The sequence below is a fragment of the Streptomyces huiliensis genome (genome assembly GCF_020037025.1).
Taxonomy (GTDB): Bacteria; Actinomycetota; Actinomycetes; order Streptomycetales; family Streptomycetaceae; genus Streptomyces; species Streptomyces huiliensis.
The window spans coordinates 1-8,979 of record NZ_JAIQLH010000124.1; the positions used below are offsets into that span (position 1 = coordinate 1).

Annotated in this window: 7 protein-coding genes; 2 read left to right on the forward strand and 5 right to left on the reverse strand. The window is 72.3% G+C overall.

Features of this window, described 5'->3' with window-relative positions; genetic code table 11:
* The coding region (locus tag JNW98_RS21530; protein ID WP_223769901.1) for an elongation factor G-like protein EF-G2 at nucleotides 1–1,529 on the forward strand (1,529 nt) is incomplete at its 5' end.
* Between the two features lie 184 nt (nucleotides 1,530–1,713).
* Nucleotides 1,714–3,363, forward strand: coding sequence for an AbeC-like domain-containing protein (locus JNW98_RS21535; protein WP_223769902.1), 1,650 nt, complete (start codon nucleotides 1,714–1,716; stop codon nucleotides 3,361–3,363).
* 17 nt (nucleotides 3,364–3,380) lie between these two features.
* Here JNW98_RS21535 and JNW98_RS21540 read toward each other — a convergent pair whose 3' ends face one another.
* The 5 genes from JNW98_RS21540 to JNW98_RS21560 form a co-directional block, all read right to left on the reverse strand.
* Nucleotides 3,381–4,631: a YncE family protein gene (locus tag JNW98_RS21540; RefSeq protein WP_443732503.1), complete on the reverse strand. Its 1,251-nt coding sequence runs from the start codon at nucleotides 4,629–4,631 to the stop codon at nucleotides 3,381–3,383.
* Entirely contained in the window at nucleotides 4,631–5,410 is a 780-nt protein-coding gene (locus JNW98_RS21545) for a polysaccharide deacetylase family protein (protein ID WP_223769904.1), read from the reverse strand. Before JNW98_RS21545 ends, JNW98_RS21540 begins: the two co-directional genes overlap by 1 nt.
* 96 nt (nucleotides 5,411–5,506) lie before the next feature.
* Nucleotides 5,507–6,067 carry an HIT family protein gene (locus JNW98_RS21550; RefSeq protein ID WP_223769905.1) on the reverse strand — a complete coding sequence of 187 codons (561 nt, stop codon included), beginning with the start codon at nucleotides 6,065–6,067 and terminating at the stop codon, nucleotides 5,507–5,509.
* A gap of 61 nt (nucleotides 6,068–6,128) precedes the next feature.
* Nucleotides 6,129–8,108 (reverse strand): threonine--tRNA ligase, encoded by a 1,980-nt coding sequence (gene thrS / locus JNW98_RS21555; protein WP_223769906.1) that lies wholly within the window; start codon nucleotides 8,106–8,108, stop codon nucleotides 6,129–6,131.
* 81 nt (nucleotides 8,109–8,189) lie between these two features.
* On the reverse strand, nucleotides 8,190–8,979 hold a 790-nt coding region (locus tag JNW98_RS21560; RefSeq protein ID WP_223769907.1), incomplete at its 5' end, for a hypothetical protein.

Sequence of the window (8,979 nt, forward strand, 5' to 3'; positions counted from 1 at the left end):
TGCTGCCGGTGCTCGACGCGGCCCGGGACCGGCTCATCGAGGGGATCATCGCCGAGAGCGAGGACGAGACCCTCATGGACCGCTACCTCGGCGGCGAGGACATCGACGTCAAGACCCTGATCGAGGACCTGGAACGGGCCGTGGCACGCGGCTCCTTCCACCCCGTGCTGCCCGCCGCCCCCGCCGTCGACGGCGCCCGCCAGGGGCTCGGCACGGTCGAGCTGCTGGAGCTGGTCACCGGCGGCTTCCCTACCCCGACCGAGCGGGAGATCCCCGCCGTCACCGGCCTCGACGGCTCCCCACTGCCCGCCCTGACCTGCGACCCGGCCGGTCCGCTCGCGGCCGAGGTGATCAGGACCGCCTCCGACCCGTACGTCGGCCGGATCTCGCTCGTCCGCGTCTTCTCCGGGACCCTGCGGCCGGACGAGACCGTCCACGTGTCCGGCCACGGCCTCGCCGACCGGGGGCACGAGGACCACGAGGCGGACGAGCGGGTCGGCGCCCTGTCGTCCCCGTTCGGCAAGCAGCAGCGCCCGCTCCCCCAGGCCGTCGCCGGCGACATCGCCTGCGTCGCCAAGCTGGCCCGGGCCGAGACCGGCGACACCCTCTCCTCCCCCGCCCGGCCGCTGCGCATGGAGCCCTGGCTGATGCCCGACCCGCTGCTCCCGGTGGCCATCCAGGCGCACAGCAAGGCGGACGAGGACAAGCTGTCCCAGGGCCTGTCCCGGCTGGTCGCCGAGGACCCCACGATGCGGCTGGAGCACAACCGGCACACCCACCAGGTCGTCCTCTGGTGCCTCGGCGAGGCGCACCGGGACGTGGCGCTGGAGCGGCTGCGCACCCGCTACGGCGTGCAGGTCGACGTGGTGCCGCACCGGGTGGAGCTGCGCGAGACCTTCGGCGGGAAGGCGGCCGGGCGCGGCCGGCACGTCAAGCAGTCCGGTGGGCACGGGCAGTTCGCGATCTGCGAGATCGAGGTGGAGCCGCTGCCGGGCGGTTCGGGCATCGAGTTCGTGGACAAGGTGGTCGGGGGCGCGGTGCCGCGGCAGTTCATCCCGTCCGTGGAGAAGGGCGTCCGGGCGCAGGCCGCGAAGGGGGTCGCCGCCGGCTCCCCGCTGGTGGACGTCCGGGTCACCCTCGTCGACGGCAAGGCGCACTCGGTGGACTCGTCCGACGCGGCGTTCCAGACGGCGGGCGCCCTCGCCCTCCGCGAGGCCGCCGCCGCGGCCCGGGTGCACCTGCTGGAGCCGGTGGCCGAGGTACGGGTGCTGGTCGCCGACGAGTTCGTGGGCCCGGTCATGAGCGACCTGTCCGGCCGGCGCGGCCGGGTGGTGGGCACCGAGCAGGCTCCCGGCGGCCGGACGCTGATCCGGGCCGAGGTGCCCGAGCTGGAGATCGGCCGGTACGCGGTCGACCTGCGCTCGCTGTCGCACGGCACGGGGCGGTTCAGCCGCTCGTACGCGCGGCACGAGCCGATGCCGCCGCAGGTCGCCGAGCGCGTGCGCGAACAGCAGCAGAACGGCGCATAGTTCACAAGCCGCCCACTCCAACTCGTTTCAGGAGTGGGCGGCTTTCCCATCTGCTGCGACAGGCGGCGGTCCGCACCGATACGCTGGGCACGCGGCCCACCGGCACCCGCCGTCCCGGCAACGGGCGCGGACGGACAGCCGGTCCGGGCCGCCGCAGCAGCGGCGTGCGCCTTGGGGGGCATCAGTGACAGACGGGTTCGACTTCAGCCCGGGCGCCCAGGTCCCCATCTCGGGCGGGGCGGGGCAGACCGCGGCGACGCAGGCGCTCGCCTCCGCCGCGTACCGCGACGGGCCGATGGAGGAGCTCCTCAAAGCCAATTCCGACTGGGCCACGTCCTCCGTCAAACCGCCCCGCATCTCCCTCTTCGAGCCCAACCTCGGCGAGGCCTTCGCCCGCGCGGTGCAGCAACGCATGCTCGGCGGCGGCCGGAAGCCCCTCATCCAGTCCTTCGGCATGGAACCGCAGGTCATCGTCGAACACTGCCTCGCGGCCAGCCGCATCCGCAGACTGCGCGACGCCCGGCTGACCGTCCTGATGCTGGTCTTCGGCGTGCTCTTCCTGCCCGGCGTCCTCATCTGGCTCGGCGTCTTCCAGCTCCGCCGCACCCTCGCCGGCGCGCAGAACAAGCGCGCCGGAGCCCTCGGCACCGCGCTGCTGCTGGTCCTCGCCGTCCTCGGCGCCGTCCTCATGGTCAAGATGCCCTTCGACGGCTTCCTCGGCGTCTACCTCCGCGCGATGATGGTCGCCCCGATCATCGGCTGGGCCTGGGCCAAGACCATCTGCGAACGCACCGCCAAGGACCTGCGCGGCCGCTGGGTCGGCCTGCTGGACGGCGGCGGCATCGGCGCCAAGATCCCCGAGGCCGTCCCCAGGAACCCCGGCGAGAGCGCCGCCGAACAGCTCCGGCAGAACCTGGAGCGCCTCTCCGCCGAGCAGAAGAGCAACGTCGTCTTCTACGCGGGCCCCAAGGGCATACTCGGCATGGGCACCCGCTGGGGCAGCTGGCAGCTCGCCGAGGAACTGGCCCCCGCCGACCCCGGCAAGGAGATCAACCCGTTCCGCAGCTGGGACATCATGCGTGCCGTCCACGACCAGCTGCGCCTGCTCGAACGCACGCCCATCAACACCGGCGGCCTGACCCCGCCGTTCGTCGAGCACTGGGTGGTCTCCCCCGTCGGCGAGGGCGCCGGCGCCGTCTCGCGGCCCTCCAGTGCGGACGCCTCGTTCCAGATAAGGGGCTCCGCCCTCCAGAAGATCTGCGACGAGCAGCACTTCGGCAGCGGCGACCGCCACTACCTCGGCGTCCAGTTCGTCCTCTGGGACGGCCAGTTGGTCATCACGCTGCTCATCAACGTGACCGTCCTGCACAAGACGCTGCGCATCGAGGTCACCGGCCACGCCCTCGGCCCGATCCACCCCGTCTTCAACGGGAAGCCGAAGAACCGCACCAAGACCTTCCGCAAGGGCCTCAAGTTCTGGGAGACCTGGGAGCGCCAACTCCCGGTCGTGGAGGCCCGCGAGGTGGTCCGGCTGGCCGCCCGCGCCCCCCTCACCTGGTACCCGCCGCTGCTGGAGTACTGGGGCGGCAAGCTCGTCCTCCCCGAGCCCTTCGGCCTGCGGCACGCCTGGGCCGACAAGCCCTGGCGCCACCGCTTCATGGCCGACGACGCCCTGCGGGCCGCCACCCCCGTGCTCCGCGTGGTGCACGAGACCGCCGTGCGCTTCCTCGCCGAACACGGGGTGGACACCGAGCGCTTCAAGAGCCGCGCGGGCAACCTCAGCGGCGCCGTCCAGGACCTGTCGCCCCGTCAGGCCGACGTCTACAACGCGTAGGCCCTACGCCGAAGGGCTCACCGGAAGATCCCGGTGTGCCCCAGCGAGTACCGGCCGGGCTGCGGGTAGACGGCGAGCCCGTGCGGCCCCGCGCCCACCGGGATCCGCGCGATCTGGTGCCCGTCCGTGGTGTCGATCGCGTACACCTCGCTGTTGTACCGTCCGGACAGCCACAGCACCCTGCCGTCCGCCGACACCCCGCCCATGTCCGGGCTGCCGCCGTCCGGCAGCTCCCACTTGTGCACCAGCTTGCGGCTCTTGAGGTCGAGCACCGAGATCGAGCCCTCGCCCCGGTTGGAGATGTACATCGACTTGGAGTCCCGGCTGACGTAGAGCCCGTGCGCCCCCTTGCCGGTGGGCATCAGCCACGGCTCGGTGAACTTGTCCCCGTCCAGCACCCACAGCCCGTCGGCCATCATGTCGGCGACGTACCAGGTCCGCCCGTCCGAGGCGATCTTCACGTCCTGCGGCATCGCCCCGTCGAACGGCAGCTTCTGCTGCCCGATGACCTTCATCTGCTCGGTGTCGACCTTCAGCAGCTCCCCGGAGAACTCGCAGGAGACGATGAAGTACCGCCCGTCCGGCGAGAAGTCCGCGTGGTTCACGCCCAGGCAGCTCACCGGGACCGTCTTCTTCCGCTTCATGGTGTGCGCGTCCCGGAACACCAGCTCCCGGTCCATCGACGCCATCACCACGGCGTACTTGCCGTTCGGCGTGAAGTAGAGGTTGTACGGGTCGTGCACCGGCACCGTCTTGCCCGCGCGGCCCGTCGCCGGGTCGATCGGCGTCAGCGTGTGCCCCCGGTCGTTGTTGACCCACAGCGTCTTCAGGTCCCACGACGGCACCACGTGCTGCGGCTGCGACCCCACCGGGATCGTCTCGATCACCTTGTACGTCCTGGGGTCGATGACGCTGACCGTGTCCGACTCCGTGTTCGGCACGTACACCCGCGACGGGAAGTCCTTCACCACCGGGGACAGCGCGTTCGGGCGGTCGGCCGCGTAGACGTCGTGCGGGTCCAGCAGCGGCGGCATCCCCGGCAGCCCCTGCGGCACCTTGGGGGCCGCCGCGCCCTGCCGCTGCTCCTGGTGCGGACGGCGCCCGGCGGCCTCGTCGCTGCTGCCGCCGCCGCAGCCGGACGCGGCCAGCAGCACCCCGCCGGCGGTCAGCACCGCGATCCTGCGGAGCCCGCGCGGCAGCCGGCGCGGGCGGGGACGATCACCTGGACGAGGACGGAGACGGGGGCGGACGTGCGAGAACTGGATCATCAGGTCAGCAGCTCCGAAGTCGTCACCGCGCGCAGACCGCGGCGGTGCAGGCCGTCGAGGATCGCGGGCAGCGCGGCCACCGTGCCGGCGTGCCCGAAGTGCAGACTCACCACCGACCCCGGACGCACCGCGTCCAGCACGGCGCGCCCGACGGCCGCCGCGCCCGGATCGGTGAAGTCGAGGGAGTCGACGTCGTACGACAGAAGGTGCGGATAGCCCGCCCTGCGCGCCAGCGCCACCACCTGCTCGGTGGCGAGCCGCGTCTTCGACGGCCGGAACCAGCGTCCGATCCCGCCGGTGAGCCGGCGCAGCCGCTCCGCGCACTCGGTGATCTCGGCGTACGCGGCCGTGGGGCTCAGCGAGCAGATGTCCAGGTGGCGCATGGTGTGGTTGCCGAGTTCATGCCCGCCGTCCAGGACCCGGCGGGCCAGCCGCGGCTGGGCGTCCAGCCAGTCCCCCACCGCCAGCACGGTGACCCGCGCCCCCGCCCGTTCGGCTTCCGCGAGGCAGCCGGTCGCGGTGGCGGCGTCGCCCCGGCCGTGGAACGTGAGGGCGACGGCCTTGCGGTCGCGCGGCCCGTTCTCGATCTGCGCGGGCAGTCCGGCCCGCAGCGGCGGCAGGGCGGGCGGACGCGCGACGGGCCCTGGGGGCCCGGACGGCGCGGTCCGTTCGGCGGGCCGCCGCTCCTCGTCACAGCCGACGAGCGGTGCCCCCGCCAGTCCGGCGAGGACACCGCTCGCGGCTGCGCGCAGCACGGTACGGCGGTGCGGGAAGGTCACCGCACTATTAGAACTTTTTTGTCCGGTTTTGGGGTGATTTTCGGCTCATGGGTTCGGCGCGTGTCCCCGCGGCGCCCCCGGCCCGCGCCCCGGGTGCTACGCCTCCGGCCAGGCGTCGGACAGCATCTTCCGGGTGTCCGCGAGGAGTTGGGGCAGCACCTTGGTGTGGCCGATGACCGGCAGGAAGTTGGTGTCCCCGCCCCAACGGGGGACGACGTGCTGGTGCAGGTGCGCGGCGATCCCCGCCCCCGCGACACCCCCCTGGTTCATCCCGATGTTGAACCCGTGCGCCCCGGACGCCTCCCGGAGCGCCCGCATCGCCCGCTTGGTGAAGTCGGCCAGCTCGAGCGTCTCCGCCGCGTCGAGCTCCGTGTAGTCGGCGACGTGCCGGAACGGGACGACCATCAGGTGGCCGCCGTTGTACGGGTAGAGGTTGAGCACCGCGTAGACGCGCTCGCCCCGGGCGATGATCAGCCCGTCCTCGTCCGACTTCTCCGGAATGGAGCAGAACGGGCAGCCGTCGCCGGCACCGGGGCCGGTGGGCTTGTTCTCCCCCTGGATGTAGGCCATCCGGTGGGGCGTCCACAGGCGCTGGAAGGCGTCCGGGGACCCGACTCCGATCTGCTGCTCCGGCTCACTCGTCATGGTGAGCAGCATATTCCCCGACGGGGATGTGACGAGGGGCGGCCCTGACGGACCGCCCCTCACCTCACACGCGTCACATCTGGACGCGGCGCTCCACGACGTCGAGGAGCTCGGCCAGGGCCTCGTCCTTCGGGATGCCGTTCTTCTGCGACCCGTCGCGGTAGCGGAAGGAGACGGCGCCGTTGGCCACGTCCTCGTCACCGGCGATGATCATGAACGGGACCTTGGACTTCTGGGCGTTGCGGATCTTCTTCTGCATCCGGTCCGAGGAGGCGTCCACCTCCACCCGCAGGCCCTTCTCCCGGGCCTCGGCCGCGAACTCCTCCAGGTACCCCACGTGCGCGTCGCCGATCGGGATGCCGACCGCCTGCACCGGGGCCAGCCATGCCGGGAACGCGCCCGCGTAGTGCTCCAGCAGGACGCCGAAGAAGCGCTCGATGCTGCCGAAGAGCGCCCGGTGGATCATGACAGGCTGCTGGCGCGAGCCGTCCGCCGCCGTGTACTCCAGGCCGAACCGGCGGGGCTGGTTGAAGTCGACCTGGAGGGTCGACATCTGCCAGGAACGGCCGATCGCGTCCTTCGCCTGCACCGAGATCTTCGGGCCGTAGAAAGCGGCCCCGCCCGGGTCCGGGACCAGCGGAAGTCCCTGCTTCTCGGCGGCCAGGCGCAGCGCCTCGGTGGCCTCCGCCCACTCCTCGTCCGAGCCGATGAACTTGTCCGACTCGGGGTCGCGGGTCGAGAGCTCCAGCTCGAAGTCGGTCAGACCGTAGTCGCGCAGCAGGTCGAGCACGAAGGTGAGGAGCGTGTCGAGCTCCTCCGGCATCTGCTCCTTGGTGCAGTAGATGTGCGAGTCGTCCTGCGTGAAGCCGCGGGAGCGGGTCAGGCCGTGCACGACGCCGGACTTCTCGTAGCGGTAGACCGTGCCGAACTCGAAGAGACGCAGCGGCAGTTCGCGGTAGGAACGCCCGCGGGACTTGAAGATCAAGTTGTGCATCGGGCAGTTCATGGCCTTGAGCCGGTAGTTCTGCCCGTCGAACTCGATCGGCGGGAACATGCCCTCCGCGTAGTGCGGCAGGTGCCCCGAGGTCTCGAAGAGGTGTTCCTTCGTGATGTGCGGGGTGTTGACGAACTCGTAGCCGGAGTTCTCGTGCTTCTTGCGCGAGTAGGTCTCCATCTCCTTGCGGATGATGCCGCCCTTGGGGTGGAACACCGCGAGGCCCGGGCCCAGCTCGTCCGGGAAGGAAAAGAGGTCCAGCTCGGCACCGAGCTTGCGGTGGTCGCGGCGCTCGGCCTCGGCGAGGAACTCGACGTACGCCTTGAGCTCGTCCTTGGTCGGCCACGCGGTGCCGTAGATGCGCTGGAGCATGGGGTTCTTCTCGCTGCCGCGCCAGTACGCGCCCGCGTTGCGCATCAGCTTGAACGCCGGGATGAACCGGGTGGTCGGCAGGTGCGGGCCCCGGCAGAGGTCCTTCCAGCACAGCTCGCCGGTCTTCGCGTCCAGATTGTCGTAGATGGTGAGCTCGCCGGCGCCCACCTCGACGTTGGCGCCGTCCTCCTGGGAGGCCGAGCCCTTGAGGCCGATCAGCTCCAGCTTGTAGGGCTCGCCGGCGAGCTCCTCGCGGGCGGCCTCGTCGGTGACGACGCGGCGGGAGAAGCGCTGGCCCCGCTTCTGGATCTCCTGCATCTTCTTCTCGATGAGCTTGAGATCGTCGGGGGTGAAGGGCTTCTCGACGTCGAAGTCGTAGTAGAAACCGTCCTTGACCGGCGGGCCGATGCCCAGCTTGGCCTCGGGGAAGAGCTCCTGCACGGCCTGGGCCATGACGTGCGCGGTGGAGTGGCGGAGGATGTCGAGGCCGTCCGGGGACGAGATCTCGACCGGCTCCACCTCGTCGCCGTCCGCGACCTCGTACGCCAGGTCCTTCAGCTGACCCGCCACCCGCGCCGCGACGATGGTGCGCTCGCCGGCGAAGAGCTCGGCCGCGGTGGTGCCCGTCGTCACCACGCGCTCTTCCCGCTCGGAATCGCGTTGGATGATCACACGGACGTCTGACACCGGACTCTCCTGACTCTGGGCACGGCAGCGGACGCTGCGCGTCTGAATCGTACCGAGCCCCGCGCCCGGGCCGCCAAACGGTCAGGCGCCGCCGCCGTCCCGGTCCCCGAAGCCGTCCGGGTCCGTGTGCAGGGCCTTCAGCAGCCGCTCCCGCTCCGCGTCGTCCACCGGCAGCGGCAGCACTCCCCCGGCACCGGCGAGCCGGCGGAAACCGCCGCCGCTCTCCAGCCGGCCGTCGAGGCGGACGGGCCGGCCCGCGAGGTGGGCGCGGCCGGCGGCGCGGTAGTCCGGCTCGGCGAGCGCGGCGCGGACCTCCGCCACGTCCGCCCCGGACAGCACCCGGAGCCGTACGGTGCCGCCGCCGCCCGGGGTCTCGCGCCACAGGTGCGTCACGGTGCCGGTGAGGCGGACGGGGACGGCGGGTTCGTCGTCGCGGTAGCGGACGCTCGCGGCGCGCAGGGCCGGCAGGTCCCCGGGCGAGAACTCGACGGGTTCGGGGTGTGCCGCGTGGCCCGGCGGCGGCCCGGCGGCGGGGGCCCAGTGGAAGCGGACGCGGATCCCCTCCGCGCCGGTGACGAGGCCGGCGAGGGCGTCGGTCAGCTCCCGGCAGACGCCGGCCCGCACGGCGGCGGCGAACGCGTCGGTACGACCGGTGGCGCGCTGGTAGTCGGTGGCGTCGCGCGCGGCGTACAGCGCGGTGAGCAGGGCGGCCACCACCGGGCGGCCGTAGGCCGGGCCGGGGCCGAGCGGGGCGAGGACGGTCAGTTCGCGGGCCGAGCAGCGGGGGCCGAGCAGGAGTCCGTCGAGGGCGGCCTCGGCCGCGCGGCGGTGGCGGGCGCCGTGGTGGCCGGCGGGCGCGCGGGCGGCGAGG

Coding starts and splice junctions, on each gene's coding strand:
- JNW98_RS21540 (WP_443732503.1), bottom strand. CDS start 4,631: ATGATCCAGTTCTCGCACGTCCGCCCCCGTCTCCGTCCTCGTCCAGGT.
- JNW98_RS21550 (WP_223769905.1), bottom strand. CDS start 6,067: ATGCTGCTCACCATGACGAGTGAGCCGGAGCAGCAGATCGGAGTCGGG.